The sequence below is a fragment of the Arthrobacter sp. zg-Y1143 genome (assembly GCF_030125565.1).
Lineage (GTDB): Bacteria > Actinomycetota > Actinomycetes > Actinomycetales > Micrococcaceae > Arthrobacter_B.
Map to the genome: position 1 here is coordinate 47,932 of NZ_JASKLW010000014.1, position 20,425 is coordinate 68,356.

Genomic DNA, 20,425 nt, shown 5'->3' on the forward strand with positions numbered 1-20,425 from the left:
TACAGCCCGTATCCCCCGGCGCGCGCTCACTCGTCGTCGCCCAGGATGGTGGAAACAATGCGCTCAAGGGTGACGTCCTCATTGAGGTTGCTGGCCGCCCAGGCGGATGCCGCAGCGCCTAGGCCACGCCATCGCTGCTCTGAAGAAGTTGCCTCGAGTATGTAGTCCGCCAATTCCGACATGTTCGGCCGGAGCCAGGAGGCGGGGTAAATCCGGTCAGCGCCCGGCCAAGCGATACTGGCCGGCACAGCCCCGCTCACGGCGCCGTCGGCCAGGGTCAGGTGGAAGGATTCAAAGTCGCTAAGAGAGAGGGCAACGCCGATGTTCTGATACCAAGAGGCCATCTGGTCGTCGTGCCCGTCGAAATGCACTGCACCCTGCAGCTGCGGCTCCGTCTCCATGCGGCGGTACTGCTCCTGGTAATAGTCCATTTCTTCCGGCCTGTCCGCCATCCAGGGGTAGTCTTCGGGCCGCTTTCCTTTAATGCGCAACTCGTAGCGCGGGTCCTCGTCCCGGAGTATGGCCAACAGGTCCAGTGCCCTGTCCAGATGCTTCTGCGCAGGCACGATGCCCACCATGCCCAACCGGAACCTTGCATCCGGCGCTTTAGGCAGAGCGGGGTCCTGCCGGTGTACAACATTCGGGATAACAAGCGCCTTGTCGGCGGGAATCCCGTGATCGCGTACTGCGAGTTCGGCAATGTGCCTGCCCACAAAAATTATCCGGTCTACGGCTGAGGTTTTCAGGCGCTCCAGATAGGGCGTGAACAGCTCCTGCGAATGGAACCGGGTCACCAGGCGCTGGTGGGGCAGGATGTGGGCGGCGTACCAAGCTGCGTTGCCCAATGTCCATTCGCAGAAGACCACGTCGGCGCGGGCCAGAAGCACACGGCTGCGTTCTTCATCATGTTGCTGGTGCCCGGCCCAGCGGTCAATGTCCACGGAGTGCCCGGCAGATCTCAATGCGCTGATGATGTCCCTCGCGAACTTCAGGTCATGCCCCGCTATGAGAATATTCCGCGGCTTCGCCTGACGTCGCTCTATGTTCTGTGACGAAGCGGCATCGCTGGGGCCGGCCACGTGCGGAAACCTCCGCCGGAAGAGGAGCCCTTTTGAACCGCCGTCGTTGTTCCCGGTCCTGACAGAGACCAAGTGCGGACTGCCGTCCGGGGCCGCCGCCTCCGCCGCCAGCCCGGGTGCGTCCCCGGGACGTGCCGGCGCGGCGACCAGTTCTGACCAGTTACCGTAGACGGTGCCTGTCAGGAGGTCTTCTGCCAAGGTCCGGTCACCTTCATAGGGGTACAGGCTTCCCGCCCATGACACACCCAGCTGCTCCAGAACGTCCGGTGTTGCCTCGGATTCCAGCAGGCAGTTGAGGCTGCTGTTCGCTGGCAGTTCCGTGCAGATTACAGCTGCGGGACGGACGGTCTGCGCTTCCAAATCTGCCAGGACCTGCGGTGTCACCCGGCCAACGGAGACCGCATAGCGCGGCAGCTCCGGCGCGCAAACCACCAGTCCGGCGCACCGAAGGACGTAGGCCAGGCGGTGAGCGGCCGTGTGTCCGCGGTGGATAAGCCGGTACGCGAGCCATGCATCGTCCAGCCGCGCTTTCTCATCGTTCATCCAGCGGGACAGCAGTACCTCGGCCTCCTCTTGACTGGAAACAGTGGGCACCAGTCCGGCCAGCACCTGGTCCACTCCTTCTCCCTTGCCGCTAAGCACGGCCGTACCGGAGGCGGCAAGTTCGACAACGCGGCGGGAGAACATTGTGGGCGAGCCATCAACCGAGTTGACGTTGATGTGGACCGGGTGGGCTTTGTAGGCCTCGACCATTTCCAGGTAGGGCAGGCCGCCTACAACGTAGCGGCCGAGGCTGCCGGGGAAGGTGTAAGGACTATCCGGGTTCAGGTGTTGCCGGTCGTATATCGCCAGGCCGTGGGGGCGCGCGGCATCCAGCAAAGAGGTCAGCTCCGCTGAGCGCTGCGGGTATCGGTTCCCGTAGTAGGACCCGGCGTAGGCCACTGTGTGCGAATATCCGCGGGTACCGGGCAACGGATTATGCAGAGCGGGTTGTGCGTAGAAGGGCAGGGACGCGATGGTTCGCGTGTGAACTCCCGCTGAACGGCCATACCTCCGGATGCAGTCGGCGTCGGTGGTAAAGACGTGGTCAAAGAACCCGGCAGTCGTGCTGAAACGGTTGAAGTGCACCGGATCTTCCTTGTTCCAGAAGATGGTCGGAATACCGTTCCGATTGCAGTGGTCCAACAGCTCGCGCAGATCTGCGAACCGCTCGGCGTCGTAATACCCCACCTTTTGCCGCCACTGTCCGCCGGAGCCTTCCCAGGCTGACTCCACCAAAAGCGCGTCAATCCTGCTGTTCTCCAACTGGGTGCGCCAGCTCTCCGGTTGGACTTCAAGGAGACCCAGCTCCGGACGCAGGCCCTCAGTGGTGAATGCGTCGGCGATGATGCCAATAGTCATGTTCCGCAAAAGCAGGCCGTCCGGCGCCGCGTGGGCAGCCGCAGAGATAGCAGATTTCAGCGTGTCGCCGGCACTGTTCCCTAGCATGCTCCATTGGCGGGAATCCACGGTCCATAGTCTCGCCCGCTGACCCATTTCACGGCGCAGCTCGGGATCGTCCAGCAGGATCTGCAAAGTTTTAGCCAGCGATGCCGGATCTGAAGGGCGGGCCAGCAATGCCCTGCCCTGGTCTTCTCCAGCGAACGTTCTCAGGGGCGGCAGATCGGTCAGGACCACCGCCTTTCCTGCAGCCATGGCTTCCAGCGGTTTCAACGGTGAAACGAGTTCTGTGACGGGCATCCGGATTCGCGGGCACGGCACGATGTCGAAAACACTGACGTACTCGGGAATCTCCGTGGCGGCAACCCGCCCGGTGAAATGCACTAGTTCCGAAAGGTTAAGGGCTGATGCCTGTGCGCGCAGGTTCCCGAGTTCGGGTCCGTCGCCGACTATCACAGCACGGAAGGGTGTTCCGGCCTGCTTCAAAAGGTTTAGTGACTCCAGCAGATGAGCGATGCCTTCGTACCGGACCAGGCTGCCCGCGTATCCGATCACCGGGATGCCCGCCGGAACCTTTAGTTTGTTCCGAAGCCGGGGCGACGGCGGCAGTGGACTAAACCGGTCAGTGTCGACCCCATTGGGAAGGATTCGGATATTAGCGGGATCCACCCCGCGCCGTACCAGTTCGTCTTTCACTTCCTCCGTGATCGCGAAGACAATGTCTGCGTTGACGGCGACGAACGTTTCGAGCCGCTCAGCCAAGAGGTACCGCTCAGAGTGCTTCCACCCCGGCTTACCCGACGCCTCTGTGACTTCCCACAGCCCCCGCACCTCGTAGGAAAACGGGATGCCCAGCCGCCGTGCAGCGACCAGCGCGGGAAGTGCCGTGACGTGATTGGACGCTGCATGAATGGCTTCAACGCGTTCCCGCTGGGCCTCCCGCACGTAGATGTCCGTAGCCTCCAGCCAGTACTGGTCCAGCGGCTGCTCGCTCCAGCTGGGGCCGGGATTAAAAACGTGCCTGACACCCAGGATGTGTTCAGTGAACCGCTTGGCCGGCGGGGCCGGCTGGTCCACCTTCGCGTCCCAGGGGTAGCCGGGCCGGGCTGCCACAAGGACGTCCAAACCGCTGTCCATAAGCCCGCGGGTCAGTTCAGCAGTCCGGGTCGAATAGCCGTTGCTGTTAAAGCGGCCGGTGCTGTGGGCACAGTACATGATCCGGCCCCGCTCGGCCAAGTAACCGGCGTTAGGCTGCCGCGGCGGAATAAGCGGCAGCCGGTCCAGGAGACGGTCAAGTCCCAGAACCATTTCCGCGGTCCTTTTCTCGCCGGCTCCCAGCGGTGACTCATGCGTTTTATGCCGTCGCAGAAGGGCAGCAGGCTCCCGGACGTCGCCTGTAACGAAGTGCGCATGCGCCACGGCACGCATCACATTTTCCGGAGACGGATCCTGCTCAGCCTGCCCAAAGTAGCTTCTTTTGAGCTCCTCCGGGTCCGGGGCATCCTGGCCAGCACCCTTTGCGATAGCCGTCGCGGACCCGGGCGAGGTGACTGATGGACCAGCTGCCACAGGACGCCTCAGGTCGCGCACGGTCTTCCGAACCGCCCGGGCGGGGAGGGCCAGGACCTTCCCCGCCCGCATGCTCAGCGAATGACGCAACGTCGTCAGCGTTTGACGCAGCCGGACAATCTCCTGCTTGGATGCCTGCAGGTCCGCCCGAAGCCTGGCAGATTCGCTCCGGAGCTTCCGGACCTCGGTCCGCAGAAGCCGCAGCTCCTGCACGTCCTGCCTGCTGCCTTCGAGGAGCTCCTCATAATCAGCAATAAGGGCGTCGAGGTCTGCCGCGTACCGCTGGCGCCGGAGCGCTTTTTGAACGGAAAAAGCCGGCTGTTCATCTGCGTGCGTCATGTCCTTCTAACTGTTGCTAATTTCCGCCCAGGGTCGGGCTAACGCCAGATACCCCGTGTATCGATGAGGCCCTTGCCTTCGAGCAGACTGCGGTCGATGGTTCTGAACATATCGTGGTCCACCAGGAGGACAACGATATCGGCATCCTCTAAGGCCGCCTCTGTGGACGTCAGTTCCACATTTCCCAGGTGGGCCAGGGCAGACGGAAGTGCCGTGACATGCGGCTCTGCCACCGCGATGACAGCAGCCGGGAGCCGGGAACTGAGGTCGGAGACAATGGTGACCGCAGGAGATTCCCGCAAGTCGTCAATGTTGGCCTTGAACGCGAGCCCCAGGGCGGCAATTTTTGGTATCGGCTTGCCAGCTGCCAACTGCTCTACCCGGTCGAGGACCCATTCCGGCTTAGCGTCGTTTGTCTCGCGGGCCTGTCGAATCAGTTTCGCCTCGTCGGGAGCACTCGAAACGATGAACCACGGGTCAACAGCAATGCAGTGTCCGCCGACGCCGGGGCCGGGCTGGAGAATATTCACGCGCGGGTGATGGTTCGCCAGTTCGATCAGCTCCCACACGTCTATCCCCAGCTTGTCGCTGATCACGGAGAGCTCGTTGGCGAAAGCAATATTAACGTCCCGGTAAGCGTTTTCTACCAGTTTTGCCATCTCCGCCGTTGCTGCATCGGTGATGTGGATATTTCCCTTGCAGAACACGCTGTAGAGGTCGCGTGCCCGCTCGGCGGCCTCCCGTGTAAGCCCGCCCACAATCCTGTCATTAGTGACGAGTTCAATCATGACCCGCCCGGGGAGCACACGTTCGGGGCAATGAGCCATATGTATGACAGGAAGCCCGGAGTCTGCATCAAGGGAAAGATCGGGGCGCAGCTGCACCAGGTAATCCCCAAGGTGCCGGGTGGCACCTGGAGGCGAAGTGGATTCAAGGATGACCAGTTCGCCTCCGGTCAGTTGCGGGGCGATACCCCTGGCGGCGGCTTCAATATAGGACAGGTCAGCCGTCCGGTCCGCGTTGAACGGTGTGGGCACGGCGACTATATAGGCGTCTGCAGAGGGGGTCTCCATGGTGGCCGTGAGCGCTCCCTGGCTCACGGCGCCGGCCACCTGCACACCGAGGTCGGGTTCTACAAAGGGCACCTCGCCGCGGTTAATGGCTTCGACGTTGGCTTGCTTGACGTCTACACCGATAACGTTGAGACCGTTCGCCGCAAGCACGGCGGCCGTAGGCAGGCCGATGTAGCCGAGTCCAATGACAGCCACGTTTTTGATCTCATTCATAGTAATTCCCCCTATAGTGCAATGTGGTTATTGGGAGTTCCGAAAAATTGAATCTCCCCCGACGCCAGCAGGGCGGCGTCGGAAATTTTCCAGGTATGGTTTCCCGGGCCCCGAAACTGGGCGTAATTGAAACGGTCACCAGAGTAGATTCGGCCACCGTTCAACAATACGGCGTTCAGGAAGGCGGTATCTTCCCCTCGATTGACGGCCTGGAACGGGTTTTTGAGAAACACTTCTCGCCCGCCGGTGATAGTTGGACCCATAACTGATGGTGTAAAGCGGTGTTCCCGCTCGGCAAACCGGAGCAAAGTCGCATGGTGCCGAGCCAAATACATGTAGTGTGCCTGCTTTCCCACGATGTCCGCTCCGGAGTAGGTGAGCGCATGGACAAGGTCACGCAAATAGTTGGGCGCGTACAAGTCGTCGTCGTCCATCTTGCTCAGCACCTCGCCGCCCGCCGCGTCCACGCATGCGTTGAGGCATTCCCCCAAAGTTGCCGACGATGGTCGGTCCAAAAGAACCAGGTCCTCAACAGAGCTCCGGTCCTTCAGCCGTTGAAGGGTATTTTTGTCCACTTCAAATCCGTGCGTGCACAGGACCAGTTCGGGCTTCCGACCCAACAGTGACCCCACCGTGTTGAACACGTGTTCAAGCTGGCCCGGTCGGAACGTAGACACCAGCAGGGAAGCCGACGGCTCTACAACCGGCCTGGCCGATTCAGCTGGAAGAGCGGCGGCCACAATGGATTCAACCCGGTGGGCGTAGGTGTGCTCGGACCACACCCTGCGCTGGGCCCGGTGCAGTTGGCGATCGGAAAGCTGCGGGTTCCGTACGAGCGCCTGGATCAGTTCCGAGGCTTCAGTCCGCGACGTGGCCGTGAACTGTTCCTCCGGGGCCCACTGGGTCAGGGCAAGACTCGGCGTGCTCACTACAGAAGTCCCGGCAGCCGTCAGCTCGTAGATCCGCCGTGCACACATACTGGGCGAATCCACTACTGAATTTACGTTGAGGAAGACCCTGTAGGCCTTATAGGCCGTCAGCATTTCCGCATAGGGAAGCGTGCCGGCCACATATTTGTCGTAGGGAGCAGGAACCTTATAGTTGGGATCTGCGCCGGCATGGCGGGAAAAGATATCGAGTCCTATTCCCCGCTCCTCATGGGCGTCGTGCGCAGCGCCCAAAAGCAGTTCCAGCTGCGCCCGGCGCTCGGGAAATTTATGGGCGAAATACATTCCTGCAAAGGCAACGTCGAGCTGGTGCCAGCCGTTGACTGGCCGGACCGGGTTATGGAGCACGGGCTGGGCGGCGAACTGCAGAACGGCAACGCGGCTGTGCCCCAGATCTCGGACATAGGACTCGATGCGGTTGGAATCGCTGGTGAAAACTATGTCAAAGAGCCTTGCAGCATCGAGGAAGTCCTCATAGTGCGGCGGATCCTCCTTATTCCAGAACACCGTTGGCACGCCTTTGGACCGGCAATAGGCAATAAGCTCCCGGAAGTCCGTCTTCGGTCCTGTTTCCCCAGTGAGCTGGTAGCGCCACTCGCCGTCGTTTCCGGCCCACGCAGACTCGACGAATAAGAGATCCGGAAGCTCAGACTCCAGTTGCTTGCGCCAGTTGTTCCGCGTGAGGGAAACCTGGTTCCACTCATAGCGGAAGGCCTCAGAGGAGAAGTCATCGAGAATAACCGCCACGGTTAGGTCCTGACGCCTGGGCGGACGTTCCTCGGCCTGAAAGGCCTCGAACCGGCGCCGGTTACGTCGAAACAGTGCCCTATGCGGGCGGGCACTTGCACCGGTTTCGGGACGTCCGTTCTTTGCCGTCCTCAGCCTGCGCTGCTGTTCAAGGAGCCCGGTAATCCCGTTCCTTCGCAGATGCCACGCGGCAGTGCGTGCCTCCTTAAGCAAGATGCTCATACCCCCGACTTCCGTCGTCCTGCAGCCAGCGGCTGGATGACCACGGGCCGCAGGTCATTGAGCATCCGCCGGCGCACCTTGGCAGCTGCGAAACGGTCCTTCTTTGCCAGTTCCCTGGTGTAGCGCCGGTACCAGTTCAGCGCTACCGATGGTTCGCCGTCGAAAAGCAGTTCGCCCTTATCCAGCCATAGAACGCGGGTGCACAGGTCCTGGATGGTGTTCAGGCTATGGCTAACCAGAAAGACGCAGCCTGCTTGCTTCCGAAGATCATCCATCCGCCGTTTGGTCCGGTCCCGGAACTCGTCATCACCGGTGTTCAGGGCCTCGTCGATAATCAGGATTTCAGGGTCTATGGCCGTGGCAATGGCGAACCGCAAACGCGAGGCCATGCCCGAGGAGTAGGACCGCATAGGAAGGTCGATCGAGGCTTCGAGGCCGGAAAGCTCCAATATCGCGTCGTACTTGGCAGCAATCTGCGCAGGCGTCATGCCGAGCGCCAGACAACCGAGCATGATGTTTTGTGCGCCGGAGAGATCAGGCACCAGGGCAGCCGATACACCCAGCATGGTTGGCGTAGATGACGCATACACAGCCCCGGCGGTGGGCTGGAGTTTTCCGCAAATGAGGTTCATCAGTGTGCTTTTGCCTGAGCCGTTAAGGCCGATCACACCGATTGCCTCGCCCCGTTCGGCCACGAAGGAGATGGGTGCCAGCGCATGCACTTCAACCGATGGTGCCAGGCGGTGAGACCATCCCCTACGAACGGCCACTGCGGCGTCAGCGCTCTCCTTCCCGGAGCCCTGGGCGAAGCCGGATCGGGACGACGCTACGCGGTACGTCATACCCACGCCGTCGGCAACAACGGCGGGGGCACTAACAAATCTCTCGAACTCAGTCGTTGCCGACATAGGACTCTTCCCTCTTCCAGAAGAAAACAACTCCGATAATCAGTGCACTGAGCGCCCAGGCGGACAGCCCTGCCCAGCTCTGCCATGCTGGCGTCCGGCTGTATAGGACGGAGTCGCGCACTATTGTCAGCAGCAGATACAGAGGATTTGCTTCTACGACGGATTTCAGCCAGGGCACCGAGTTGTACCTCTCAATGCTGAACATGACGCAGGAAGCGAACATCCAAAACCTCATGCCGAAGGAAATAACGTGCACCAAGTCGTTGACCTTGGCCACCATGGGCGCCAGGATCAGGCCTGCGCCCAGATTGAAGAGCACCTGCAGCAGAACCGCCGGAATTACCAGCACCCACCGCCAGGTAATTTCCTCTGTCGGAGCCAGAACAATGACCAATATAAACATCATGATGATGACCGGGATGTTAGCCAGCAATTCACGGATATTGACCGCTACGGCCAAGGTTGCCCGCGGAAAGTTGAAGGCTTGAATGACGTTTTGGTTATTGCGGATAACGCGTGCACCGTTTACCACTGCACGCGAACTCATTTGGAACAGGAAGATTCCGATGATAAAGTACCCGATGAAGTTCTCTACCCCCCGGCCAGCTTTCAGCAGGAGCCCGAAGATCGCAAAGTAGCCCAAGCCGTTAAGCAGGGGGTCCAGTAGCAGCCATGCACTGCCCAGGCGGTCGCCTCTATTGCTGGATTGCACCCGCGCGCGTGCGTCGTACGCCATAAAGTGCCGATAGTTCCACAGCGATACAAGGTAGTCGAGCAAGGGTAGCTTCGCTCCCACCCGGGAGACCTTTCGCAGGTCCACCGCAACCGTCACGTTTTTCTCGCTGACTCCGCCTGCTGTTGTCGGTTGAATCATGCTTCCTGCCTTATGTCGTTGTACATAGCCACTGTGGCGGCGGCTACTGCGGTCCAGGTGCGGTTCGCGAGCACCTGGCGGCGTCCCTCATTCCCGAGCTTGTTGCGAAGCCGGGGATTCTCCAGCAATGCGTTGATGGCCCGTGCCAGACCGGCCGGATCTGCCGGACGCACCAGCAGCCCGCTTTCCTTGTCCTGGACCAGTTCCGCCAGGGCCGGCAGGGCGCTGGCGATCACTGGCCGGGCACAGGCCAGTGCCTCTACGGGTTTTAGCGGGGTCACTGCTCGTGTCACGGTCAGGTCCTTCCGGGGCACCACGAACACATCAAGTGCCAGATGATACAAACGCGCCTGGTCCCGGGGCACACGGCCGGTAAAGACCACGCGGTCGGCCACACCCAGATCGGCTGCTTGCGCCCGCAATCGGGGCGCGGCCGCGCCGTCACCCACAATCATGCACTTGAGATTGGGGGATTCCCCTGCCATTAGGGCGAAGGCTCGGATCAGGTCATCCAGCCCTTCATAGTCGACCAAGCTGCTGACGGTGCCGATAAGTTGCGTGTCGGGGTCCAGGCCGAGCCGGAGCCTTGCCTCACCGGCAGGCAGGGGCTCCTCCAGATAGTCCTCTCCGACCGCATTGGGCAGGAGCCGGACCCGGTCCGCGGGAACACCGACGGCGGCCATCTCCGCTGCCATAACGCTGCCCAGCGTCGGGACGGCGCAGGCCCGTGCCATGACCTCGGCTTCCCGCGTTTTGAAGAGCCGGTAGCGTTCACTCTGTAGTGCTTCCGGGGAACGTGTGGAAGCCCATGTGTCGGCGAGTTGTCCCCGCACCTCATAAACCCAGGGAATACCAAGCGCTTCCGCCACGGCCGCGGCCACCAGCCCGTTCACAAAGTGGGTGGTGGTATGCAGGACCTCGGGCCGGACTTCCAGTGCAAGAGCCAGCGTTAGTTCGGCCTGCTGGTGCAGACGTTCCTGGAGACCCAACGGCAACCGGGCCGGCAATAGCCGGTGGTACGCAACGCCGTCGATCCGGTCCTCGTCCCGGGCCGTCAGCTTGCCCACCTGGACCGGATAGCCAGGGCGTGTCACTGCATGTACCGACCAGCCCTGTTCTTGCTGCGCCCTCAGAATGGAGTGGGTCCGCTGTGCGTAGCCGCTGCCTGTGTGGGGCAGCGAATTGGTCAAGATGTGCAGGACTGTTCGAGGGACGGGACGGTATGCGTGCTGCGGCGGCAGCCGCAGCTGCCATCCCTCGAAGACAGCCAATTCGGAGGCCAGACGCTGCTGCTGCCGACGTTCGACCCGGTTTCCAGCAGATAAGGCCCGCACCGCCCCGGTCATGTCGCCCGAATACCAGCGGCGGCGGGCCGTTGCTCCGGCTCGACCGGGCGTGCCCGGCAGGACCCGGGAAAGCAGCTCGTCGGCCAGGTCCGGCAAACCCGCCGCTGTGGCTACATCCGCCAAGCGCGTCGCCTCTCGGCCTGAAACACCGGCGTCGGCAGCAGCCCTAAGGCTTCGTTCAGCACCGGCTGTGTCACCCCGGAGAACGGAAACCAGCGGCGCGGCGCTCCCGCTCCCGGCAAATAGCGCCGCGGCCGAAGTCAGCACACGGGACACGCGCTCCGGCAGCCGCCGGGTTACCTGCAGCGCCAGAACCACCGGGTCATCCCCCAGATGTTCAAGCACGGTACCGGCTGCCAGGGTGACGTTTCGGACAGTATTCCGGGCAACCCGCAGCCCGCTCACTGCTCCCGCCGCCTCAGCACAACGTTCTGCAGCAGGGCGGCATACGCCGTGGAGAGGGCATCCAGGTTGGCGTGCTGATGAACCCAGTCGCGGCCCGAAGTCCCGGCGAGCAACCTGCTGCGGTCAGCATGCAGTTCCTGCCATAGCTGCGCGATCGATTCGGCATCGGACGCCACTACGTCCCCGCCACCTGACTCCTCGATGATCAGGCGCGCTTCGCCGCGGACGATGCCCGTGACGTGGCGTCCGACGGCGAGGACCTCATAGGTCTTGGAAGGAATGGTGGTCTCGAAGGATTTCCAGTCGTCACGCAGGGATACCACGCAGGTATCCGCGTTCCGATAGAACTCCATTACCTCTCGCCGTCGTGCGGGCCCGTGAAAGCTGACCGGAGCGTCCAGCTCTAAGGCAAGCGCCATCAGTTCCCGTCGACGCACGCCGTGGCCCACCATCGTAAGCCGTACATGGTCGCGGGCAAGTGCTGCCGCTCGGATCACCCGGTCCAGGTGCTGGCTTTCGCCGTGGTTCCCCAAATACAGCACGTTGAGTTTGTCCCGGCGCTCCGGCGGCGGGGGAAGGAGCTCCCGAACGGACGTGTCGACGCCATTAACTACGGTGGCGACGTTTTGCAGACCACGTGTGCGGAGAGTCTTGGCGAACCCCTCGGTCACCGTCACCACGAGGTCGGCCTTTCTCTGGAACGTCGACACAGCACGTTCGGTCATGCTCTTGGCGCTCCCCCGGACAATGCGGGCGTCACGGGCGATGTCCGGCCAAGCGTCACGCATGTCCACCACGAGCGGAACCCGGCGGAGGCGGGAGACAGCATAGCCGGCGCCGAGCACGGGAAGGCTGGGAACCGTGACAACGACGACGTCGGGCCGCCGGGCCAGCAACCCGCCCGCTACTACGGACGCCACCGCGCTGAAACAGTGGTCAAGTAAACGGCCCAACCTGGTGGTGCGGTGCCAAAGGTACGGAACGCGCAGGATCCGTTCGCCGAACAATCCGGTATCCCACCGAAAAGGACGGCCGGCCTCCCGTTTGGGTAACGTCCGCCGGCCGTAGGGCGCGTGGGCCACGGGAGCAATTACGTCTACGTCCCAGCCCAAGCTGCGGAAATGCCGATTAAACTGCATCCAGCGGCGCTGGGGCGGACTATGCTCCGGGGAATAAGAGTGCGTCAGTATTTGTATTCGCACAGCCATTCCCCCATTGCATATAACCAATTTCTCAATCAATCCCTGCGCTGCTTATTGAGCAGAGACTTCCTTACTCTACGCCGTATTGTTGCCCTTCTTAAACGGGCGGGGGCCAGCGGCCGAACGCAACTTCATGTAGTAGAAAGCAGCGGCACCGAGCAGCAAAACAACAACGCCTATCCGCACAGGCCATCCGGTGGCCCCGGAAGCGCCAGTTTGATCGACATCAAGTGCGCTGGCAGTAGGTGTACCTTTCCCGCTCGGTGTTGCGGAAGTTGTGGGTGAAGGCGTGATCGACGGCGTTGCAGTGGGTGAAGGGGACGTAGAAGGCGACGGAGAAGGGACGGCGTCCGGATCAACAAGCTGCATGGTCGCCGGATCCCACATGCCGCCGGTGTAGAGTCCGGTGACGCGGTCGATCAGGCGCAGGCTTCCCGGCTCAATGAGGAAACTGGTGTTCGGATAGATCAGGTATCCAGTGGCCGAATCCACCGCATACCCGGTCGCCGGGTCAGTCCGGAGTCCCCCGGGCGCGGGGCCGGGAACGGGAGCGGGAGCCGGGGCCTGAATGGGGACCTGGGAGGTCGGCCCAGCCGGAACCTGTTCGGCAGGCGGCTCATTACCGGTCTCAGGAGGCTTTTGGGGTTCTGGTGCCGGTACCTCCGGAACGGGATCAGCTGGAGGATTCACCACTACCGGCGGATCCGCCGGGGGCTCCTGCTCCTGGGCCATGGCAGGAAAGGCAAAGAGCAGTGCCGCCCCAACCGCCGCGGCACCGCCTGCGGTTGCTCTACGAGGGATCCTGCTCATGGTCTTAGTTCTGCCCTTCCGCCGCTTGCAGGTATTCGGCAAGATCATCAGCCTTGAGCGCGGCACTTATCTGCGCCACTGCTCCGGCATCCGGCAGAATAATGGATTGCCCGTCCATGGAAGTGCCCACCCCGGCATTAGGCATAGTGAACATGTGGATGTCGGACGTTCGCACGTTCCTGAGGCTGAATCCCAAGCTGCCGACGGCGGAGGCGTCGAGTCCTTCGTCCACGCTCAGGAAGGGGGAAATTTCGGTGACAAGATCATTGATCTTTACGGGGTTGGTCAATGTGCCCTTGCTGAGGATCCCGCCCAGCACCCCGCGGACGAAGGCCTGCTGGTTGCGGACACGCTGGTAATCTCCGTCCGCGAACGCGTACCGCTCACGGACGTACTTGAGCGCGGAGTCCCCCTCCACTTGGATGGAGCCAGCCTCGAAATACTCTCCATCCACCCCACTGGAGGTGAAGGCAGCATCATTTTTGAGGGTCACACCCCCCAGTGCCTCGGTGAGGCCCTTGAAACCCTCGAAATCGATAATGGCCACGTGGTCAATCGGCACCTCGAGCAGGTTCTGCACCGTTTCCACTGTCAAGGAAACTCCACCCTCCGCCATGGCAGCGTTAATCTTCTGCTCCCCGTGGCCAGGCACTTCAACCCATGTGTCGCGCATAATCGACATCACGTAGACACCGCTGTGGTCCGCCGGAATATTCACCAGCATCATCGTGTCGGAGCGTGCATCGCCGGAGTCCGGGTTGCGGGTGTCGCTGCCGATGAGCAGGAAGTTCTGGGCGCCCTTGGCCTCCTCAGACCTTTCCGGCTGCGTGGCGGGGAGCGCGTTGCTGAGGGTTTGTTTACCCATGTCAAAGGTCCGGGCCAGATGCCATACGTAGCCGCCTGCGGCCAGGGCTGCCACAACCACCAGGCTGAGCATTACCAGGATGGTGGTCCGCACGGGATGGTGCGTCTTGGTTTCGCGGCGCGTTCTGGCATCACGGCGCGTGCCAGTCTCGAACTCGGGCATGCTGCTGTCATCGGTCAAAGCGGAGTCCTCAAGTAGTAGGGCGCTTGAAGTCTATACAGGTGGGGGCAGCCACACCGATTCCGGTCTCCCCCGGCGTGCCGGATACCCTTGATCCATGAAGTCCTACGCTTTGCCCGCGGTACTGCTGCTGGTGGCCGTCTCCGCCACGGCCTGCACTGCGACAGCCAATGTTGATGCCGCCCCGGATGCCGCCAATCCAGACTGCGCCGCCGTAATGGTGGCCCTGCCTGATGAAATGGCCGGCTACCGGCTGCGGGACACCGCCAGCCAGTCAACGGCGGCCTGGGGCGATCCGTCCAAGGCGATCCTCCGGTGCGGCGTGCCCGTGCCCGGGCCCACCACGGACCCGTGTGCCGAGGTCAACGGCGTGGACTGGGTGCTGCGCGAAAACGAAGACACCTGGACCGCCACTACATACGGCCGCGAACCGGCCGTGGAGGTGGTCTTTAACCCCAACGAAGTGGCTTCTTCCACCATCCTGGTCCAACTGCAGAACGCGGTATCGAAGATCGAGCCCACCTCGCAGTGCCTCAGCCCGGAGGACACCCTGGAACTGGACGGATAGCCTCCGGCTTAGTCGGCGCCGGTTCCCGCCTGGACATAGTCCGCAACCGTATCCGAAGCCAAGGCGCCGGAAATACCGGCGAGCTGGCCGGGATCCGCGATCTGTACCGGCCCGCCGTCCGCCCCGGCACCGTTGCTGGTCCGCAGGGCGAACATGTGCACGTCCTGGGACCGCATGCTCCGCAGGCTCACTGCCATGCTTCCCAGCGTGCGGGAGTCCAGGCCTGCATCGACGCTGAGGAAAGGAGCAAAGTCGCTGATGGCGCCCCGCGCGGTCACGGCGTTGTTGAGCGGACCACGGGTCAGCATCCCGTCGACGATACCTGCAACAAATGCCTGCTGGTTCTTCACCTGCTGTATGTCGCCATCCGTGAAACCCTGACCGGTCCGGACGTAGTTGAGCGCAGCATCCCCTTCCAAGGTGATCGGCCCGGAGGGGAAATAGTCGCCGTTGGCTCCCCCGGAGGAGAATGCCTCCCCGTTGTTCACGGTGACTCCGCCGAGTGCGCTCGTGAGCCCCCGAAAGCCTTCGAAATCGATGACGGCTACATGGTCGACCGGGGTGTTGAACATATTCTGCACACTTGCCACGGTCAGGGGGACCCCGCCAAGCGACATGGCCGAATCGAGCCGGCGGGCGCCGTAGCCGGGCACGTCCACGGAAGTACCGGGCAGGATGGACAGTGCATAGACCCCGCTTCGGTCGCCGGGAAGGTGCAGGAGCATCATCATGTCCGGTGCCGCCTCGGCGCTGCCGGAATTGCCTGCTTCGCTGCCCATCAGCAGGATGTTCAGTGACTTTTCCGCGGCAGCAGGCCGCGGCGGTTTGTCCAAGGGGAGCGCCCCCACAATGGTGTTCCTGCCGCCGTCGAAGGCAGTTGCCAAGGACCAGAGGTAGCCGCCCAGGACCAGTGCCGCGGCCAGGACAACGCTGGCCACAAGCCACAGCCCGTTCCGTACGCGCCTAACGGCCACCCTCCGGCGGCCGTGTTCCTTGGATGGGGGTTCCTTGGATGGGGCAACTGGAGAGGGGTGCGTACGCATAGCCGGTCCTCGCATCAGGGTCCGTGGTCGGTCCTAGACATGCGAGTGTAGCCAGCACGGGGCACGCGGGTCCTGAGAATAACCACGGAAGGCATACCCGAAAACTTGCGGACCCTACCCGGAGACAGGTCCCGGCCCGGCGAGGGCGGCCGCCTACCGCAGGCCGGTGGGCCGCTGCAGGGCCAGGGTGATCAGCTCGTCGATCAGCTCGGTGTACGGCAAACCGGATTTGGCCCACATCTGCGGGTACATGCTGACCGGTGTGAAGCCGGGCATGGTGTTGATCTCGTTGATGATCAACTTGCCGTCCTGCGTGTAGAAGAAGTCCACCCGGGACAGGCCCTCGCCGCCGACAGCTTCGAATGCGGCCCCGGCCAGGTCACGCACCCGGGCGGAAATGTCCGCCGGAAGGTCCGCCGGGCAGCTGAGGTCGACGGCGGCACCGTCAACGTACTTCGCCTCGAAGTCGTACCATTCGTGGCCGCCGTCGCGCACCGCGATCTCGCCCGGCTGGCTGGTCCGCGGGTCCTGGGTCCCGCGGCCCTGCAGCACGGCCACTTCAATTTCCCGGCCGGTGATCCCGGCTTCGACAACCACTTTGGGGTCGTGCAGCCGGGCCGCTTCGATGGCTGCCGGCAGCTGCGCCGGATCGGTCACCCGGGTGATGCCCATGGAGGAACCGGCGCGGGCCGGTTTGACGAACAACGGGAAGTCGAGCGCACCGGCGCGGGCCAGGCAGGCCTGCGGGTCGCGCCGCCACTGCCTGTCGGTGATGACTTCGTAGGGGCCGACCTCGAGCCCGGCGGCCGCGAAAACCACCTTCATGTAGTGCTTGTCCATACCCACGGCCGAAGCCAGGACGCCCGCGCCCACGTAGCGGACATCGGCCATTTCCAGCAGGCCCTGCAGGGTTCCGTCCTCACCAAATGGTCCGTGAAGCAGCGGCAGCACGACGTCGATGCGGCCCAAGCTGCGCGGCAGGCTGCCGGGCCCGTGCGCCACGAGTTCGCTGCTGCCGTCCTGCGATGAAAGGACCACGGAGTCGTCGGAGACGGCCACCTCCGGCAGCGTGCTGGAGCGCAGCGACCAGGAGGCGGGATCTGCGTCAACCAGGCTCCATTGGCCGTTCTTGGCGATGCCGATAGGAACGACGTCGTACTTGGCCGTATCAATGGCCTGCAGCACTCCGGCAGCCGTTACGCAGCTGACGGCGTGCTCGCTGGATCGTCCGCCGAAGAGGACGGCCACCCGGGGGCGGGCGGCACGGCCGGGCTCTTCGGCAGTGGTGGGCAGGGGTTCAACAGTCACGGGGCGGACACACCTTCGGATTTCAATTCACGGGCCAGCAGCCGCGGGCCCAGTTCTTCCACAGTAATTACGCCCTGCAGTACGGCGACGACGTTTTCGGTGATGGGCATGTAGACGCCCAGCTGGGTGGCCCGGTCCAGGACGGCCTGGGCGGACTTGATGCCTTCGGCAGTCTGGGTCATGGAAGCGTTGACCTCGGCCAGGCTCAGGCCCTGCGCCAGCAGCGTTCCCGCGGTGTGGTTGCGCGAAAGGGGGGACGAGCAGGTGGCAATGAGGTCGCCCATGCCTGCCAGGCCGGCCATGGTCTCCGCGTTGCCGCCCAGGGCCAGGGCCAGGCGCGTGGTCTCGGCCAGCCCGCGGGTCATCACCGAGGCCTTGGTATTGTCTCCCATGCCCTTGCCGTCGCAGATGCCCACGGCGAGGGCAATCACGTTCTTGACGATGCCGCCTATCTCGGTGCCCACCACATCGGCGTTGGTGTAAGGCCGGAAGTACGGCGCGGTGCAGGCCTCTGCAATCCATGCGGCCGTATCCAGGTCGGTGCAGGCCACCACGGAGGCGGTGGGTTCCTGACGGGCGATTTCCATGGCCAGGTTCGGCCCGGAAACCACCGCGATGCGCTCGGCGGGAACGCCCAGTTCCTCGGCAATGACCTGGCTCATCCGGGCGTCGGTACCGCGTTCCAGGCCCTTCATCAGGGACACCACCACCGCGTCGGCGGGCATGAGGGGCAAAACGTCCTGCAGCTGGGCGCGCAGCGACTGCGCGGGCACGGCCAGGACGACCAGTTCCGCTCCGGCAAGGACCTCGGCGAGATCTGTTGAAGCACGCAGGTTATCGGGCAGGACGGTGTCTTTGAGGTACTGCGTATTGCGGTGCCTGCCGTTGATATCCTGGGCCACCTCGGCCCGGCGGGCCCAGAGGCGGACCTCGGTGCCGCGTCCGGCGCCGGAATCCGCGGCGATCTTGGCGAAGGCAGTGCCCCAGCTTCCGGCGCCCAGCACGGCGACGACGGCGGGGTGCTCACTTCTGGCGGTCACTGTCCAGCCTCTTTCGGTTTATCTGCTTCAAAGGAACGGCCAATCTGTTTCTGGCCCTTGGACACGGGATCCCAGCGTTCGGCGGGCGGCTGGGCCCCGCGCAGCTTGGCCACCATGTCGGTGAGATCGGACATGATCCGGTCAGTGGCGGCGTCGAGCACCGCCTTCGTGATGGGACGGCCCGCAAACTCCGAGAGGTCCACCGGTTTGCCCACTACCAGTTGCACCTCCTTGCGGGGAAACAGCGACGGACGCTTGGCATAGCGGGGCAGCAGGTCCTGCGAACCCCAGTGGGCAACCGGGATAACCGGGACCCCGGTCTGCAGGGCCAGCCGCGCCGCACCGGTCCGGCCCTTCATCGGCCACAGGTCCGGGTCACGGGTCAGTGTCCCCTCGGGATAAATCACCAGCGCACGCCCGGCCGCCAGGGCCTTCCCCGCAGCATTCAGGGACCCGGCTGCGCCGGTGGTTACGCGTTCCACCGGGACCTGGTTGCTGTACTTCAAGGCTGGGCCCAGGACGGGAGCCTTGAACAGCGAGGCCTTGGCCATGAAGTGCGGCGGGTGGCCCTGGTTGTACAGGAAATGCCCCACCACAACGGGATCGACTTCGGTCACGTGGTTCGGGCACACAATAAAGCCCGAATCCTGCGGCAGGTTCTCCGCCCCCTGCCAGTGCTTCTTCAGGAAGACATTGAACACGGGCCGCAGCGTCCCGGCCAGCAATGCGAAAACTACCCGTGACCTAGTCGATTCCTTCATGGCGTCAGGCTACCGGAGTCCGGCAGATACACCGGATGTGACGTCAAAGTCCGCCCCGAGGCCCTCGAGCTTGCCCTGGAAGTGCTCGTAGCCGCGGTTGATCAGCTCGATGCCGGTCACCCGGGAGGTGCCTTCTGCTGCCAGCGCGGCGATCAGGTGGCTGAAACCGCCGCGCAGGTCCGGAATGTCGATTTCTGCGCCGCGCAGCTGCACCGAGCCGGCGATAACCGCCGAGTGCAGGAAGTTGCGCTGGCCGAACCGGCACGGGACGCTGCCCAGGCATTCGCGGTGGACCTGGATGTTGGCGCCCATACGAACCAGTGCATCGGTGAAACCGAAGCGGTTCTCATACACGGTTTCGTGCACAATCGAGACGCCCTCAGCCTGGGTCAGCGCAACTACGAGGGGCTGCTGCCAGTCCGTCATAAAGCCGGGGTGTACATCTGTTTCCAGCACCAGCGGGTTCAGGGCACCGCCGGGGTGATAGAAGCGGATGCCGCCGTCGTCGACGTCGAACGCGCCGCCGATCTTGCGGTAGGTGTTCAGGAAGGCGGTAAGGTCCTTCTGGTCCGCGCCTTCAACATAGATGTCGCCCTTGGTGACCAGGGCAGCGGAAGCCCAGGACGCCGCTTCGTTACGGTCCGGCAGCGCCCGGTGGTTGTACCCGGTCAGCTCGGAAACGCCTTCAATGCGGATGACGCGGTCCGTCTGCACGGAAATGATGGCGCCCATTTTCTGCAGGATCGCGATCAGGTCCAGGATTTCCGGTTCCACGGCAGCGCCGCGCAGTTCGGTGATGCCCTCGGCCTTAACCGCGGTCAGCAGCACCTGCTCGGTGGCGCCGACGCTCGGGTACGGCAGTTCAAGCTTGGCACCGGTGAGGCCGCGCGGTGCGGAGATGGAAATGCCGCCGGGGCGCTTTTCCACCACGGCACCGAAGTTGCGCAGCATCTGCAGGTGGTAGTCGATCGGGCGGTCACCGATCTTGCAGCCGCCAAGGTCGGGAATGAAAGCCTCGCCGAGGCTGTGCATCAGGGGCCCGCACAGCAGGATCGGGATGCGCGAGTCCCCGGCATGGGCGTCAATGTCCTTGGACGCCGCCGTTTTCGCGTTCTTCGGATCCATCGTGAGGTCGCCGGTTACCGGGTCCTTGGTGACCTCTACGCCGTGCAGCTTCAGCAGGGAGGTGACAACCTCGACGTCCTTGATTTCCGGAACGTTGCGCAGCAGGGACGGGCCGTTGCCAAGCAGGGCCGCAACCATGGCTTTGGGGACCAGATTCTTCGCCCCGCGGACCGGTACCTTCCCCGATAGAGGAACACCGCCTCGGATGGTGAGAACGCTACCCATGAACACCTGATTTCTTAACTAGTTGGGCCCCAAAAGCAATAAGAGACTGCAACCAAGCATAGGAGGAAGCGTCTGCTTACTGAAATAACGCCGCCTTGCCATGGCCCCTCGTCGGGGTGATTCCCGACACGTTGCA

General features: G+C 63.1%; 15 protein-coding genes. 1 reads left to right on the plus strand and 14 read right to left on the minus strand.

Annotated elements, in window-relative coordinates; all coding sequences use genetic code 11:
• Positions 1-26: 26 nt before the first annotated feature.
• The 9 genes from QNN98_RS15520 to QNN98_RS15560 form a co-directional block, all read right to left on the minus strand.
• Entirely contained in the window at positions 27-4,427 is a 4,401-nt protein-coding gene (locus tag QNN98_RS15520; protein WP_283998286.1) for a glycosyltransferase, read from the minus strand.
• A gap of 38 nt (positions 4,428-4,465) precedes the next feature.
• Positions 4,466-5,713, minus strand: coding sequence for a UDP-N-acetyl-D-mannosamine dehydrogenase (wecC, locus tag QNN98_RS15525; RefSeq protein WP_283998287.1), 1,248 nt, complete (start codon positions 5,711-5,713; stop codon positions 4,466-4,468).
• A gap of 11 nt (positions 5,714-5,724) precedes the next feature.
• Complete coding sequence (locus QNN98_RS15530; RefSeq protein ID WP_283998288.1) at positions 5,725-7,407, minus strand: glycosyltransferase family protein; 1,683 nt, start codon at positions 7,405-7,407, stop codon at positions 5,725-5,727.
• Positions 7,408-7,625: 218 nt separating this feature from the next.
• Entirely contained in the window at positions 7,626-8,537 is a 912-nt protein-coding gene (locus tag QNN98_RS15535) for an ABC transporter ATP-binding protein (RefSeq protein ID WP_283998289.1), read from the minus strand.
• The gene (locus tag QNN98_RS15540) at positions 8,521-9,411 is read right to left on the minus strand and encodes an ABC transporter permease (RefSeq protein WP_283998290.1); all 891 of its coding nucleotides are present in this window, start codon (positions 9,409-9,411) and stop codon (positions 8,521-8,523) included. Before QNN98_RS15540 ends, QNN98_RS15535 begins: the two co-directional genes overlap by 17 nt.
• On the minus strand, positions 9,408-10,880 hold the full coding sequence (locus QNN98_RS15545) for a glycosyltransferase family 4 protein (protein WP_283998291.1): 1,473 nt from the start codon (positions 10,878-10,880) through the stop codon (positions 9,408-9,410). Before QNN98_RS15545 ends, QNN98_RS15540 begins: the two co-directional genes overlap by 4 nt.
• 278 nt (positions 10,881-11,158) lie before the next feature.
• Positions 11,159-12,370 carry a glycosyltransferase family 4 protein gene (locus QNN98_RS15550; RefSeq protein ID WP_349643227.1) on the minus strand — a complete coding sequence of 404 codons (1,212 nt, stop codon included), beginning with the start codon at positions 12,368-12,370 and terminating at the stop codon, positions 11,159-11,161.
• A 69-nt stretch (positions 12,371-12,439) separates the two neighbouring features.
• Entirely contained in the window at positions 12,440-12,856 is a 417-nt protein-coding gene (locus QNN98_RS15555) for a hypothetical protein (protein ID WP_283998293.1), read from the minus strand.
• Positions 12,857-13,178: 322 nt separating this feature from the next.
• On the minus strand, positions 13,179-14,219 hold the full coding sequence (locus tag QNN98_RS15560) for an LCP family protein (protein WP_283998294.1): 1,041 nt from the start codon (positions 14,217-14,219) through the stop codon (positions 13,179-13,181).
• Positions 14,220-14,316: 97 nt separating this feature from the next.
• Between QNN98_RS15560 and QNN98_RS15565 the strand changes: the two genes are divergently transcribed.
• Positions 14,317-14,787, plus strand: coding sequence for a DUF3515 domain-containing protein (locus QNN98_RS15565; RefSeq protein ID WP_227911728.1), 471 nt, complete (start codon positions 14,317-14,319; stop codon positions 14,785-14,787).
• Positions 14,788-14,795: 8 nt separating this feature from the next.
• On the opposite strand, the gene QNN98_RS15570 is transcribed toward QNN98_RS15565, so the two are convergent.
• From QNN98_RS15570 to murA, 5 genes are all read right to left on the minus strand, one after another.
• Complete coding sequence (locus QNN98_RS15570) at positions 14,796-15,725, minus strand: LCP family protein (RefSeq protein ID WP_283998296.1); 930 nt, start codon at positions 15,723-15,725, stop codon at positions 14,796-14,798.
• A 258-nt stretch (positions 15,726-15,983) separates the two neighbouring features.
• Positions 15,984-17,123, minus strand: coding sequence for a D-alanine--D-alanine ligase family protein (locus tag QNN98_RS15575; RefSeq protein WP_283998331.1), 1,140 nt, complete (start codon positions 17,121-17,123; stop codon positions 15,984-15,986).
• An 11-nt stretch (positions 17,124-17,134) separates the two neighbouring features.
• Positions 17,135-18,178, minus strand: a complete 1,044-nt coding sequence (locus tag QNN98_RS15580) for an NAD(P)H-dependent glycerol-3-phosphate dehydrogenase (protein ID WP_283998298.1) — start codon at positions 18,176-18,178, stop codon at positions 17,135-17,137.
• Entirely contained in the window at positions 18,175-18,939 is a 765-nt protein-coding gene (locus QNN98_RS15585) for a lysophospholipid acyltransferase family protein (protein WP_283998301.1), read from the minus strand. The genes QNN98_RS15580 and QNN98_RS15585 overlap by 4 nt, the downstream gene beginning before the upstream one ends.
• Positions 18,940-18,948: 9 nt before the next feature.
• A complete protein-coding gene (gene murA, locus QNN98_RS15590) occupies positions 18,949-20,289 on the minus strand; it encodes a UDP-N-acetylglucosamine 1-carboxyvinyltransferase (protein WP_283998303.1) in 1,341 nt (446 codons plus the stop codon).
• Positions 20,290-20,425: the final 136 nt, after the last annotated feature.